This is a genomic window from Peribacillus psychrosaccharolyticus ATCC 23296, assembly GCF_000305495.1.
Classification (GTDB): Bacteria; Bacillota; Bacilli; order Bacillales; family DSM-1321; genus Peribacillus; species Peribacillus psychrosaccharolyticus.
In genome coordinates, this window is record NZ_AJTN02000126.1 from 1 (window position 1) to 646 (window position 646).

At 32.2% G+C, this 646-nt stretch carries 1 protein-coding gene; it reads right to left on the reverse strand.

Annotated features, from left to right (window positions below):
* The coding region (locus tag WYK_RS06425) for a Ger(x)C family spore germination C-terminal domain-containing protein (protein ID WP_328286265.1) at nucleotides 1-646 on the reverse strand (646 nt) is incomplete at both ends.

Genomic DNA, 646 nt, shown 5'->3' on the forward strand with positions numbered 1-646 from the left:
TTTGAAGAATATGAACTTCGGTATCAATCGAAATGTCCATTGTAGGATAAACTTTTTTCCAATCGTTGTAGTTGGTATTTTTATTTTTTGCATGGTATTTTTTCTTTAAACTAAGGGGATCAATATCTTTTTCTTGAAACTCTTTAATGAGCCGTTTGGCTTGTTGGGTTAAGTCATTCTCTAATTCCCGTTCCATTTTTCTTATCATTTTTCTATTTGTAAGCGTTTCGTTTACCAATGATTCTTTAATTTGCCCCTTAATTACAAGCTTAATATGGATGGAGGGCTCTGTCTTTGAACCTGATACTTCATAATTAGAGCTACTTCGGATACTTTCTACAACAACTTTACTTTGCATCTTATTCTTTAATTTGTACTTATAAATTCCTCGTTTATGAGATTGAACTAATGTCTTAAAAATAAACATATCACGAGAACTCACCTTACTGACTAATTTATTTTCGTGAAACAAGGCTACCCCAGAAACAACAATATTTTTCTTCTCCTTTTTAAATAGGGGAAGATAGGCATCCCCTCCGTTTTCTAAAGAATTACCTAAAAATAGGTGGAGGTTAGTATCCGGTCCATTCCAGTTAACAATTTGTTGATGAATTAAATCTGATAAAAAAATGCCGATATTCACGTT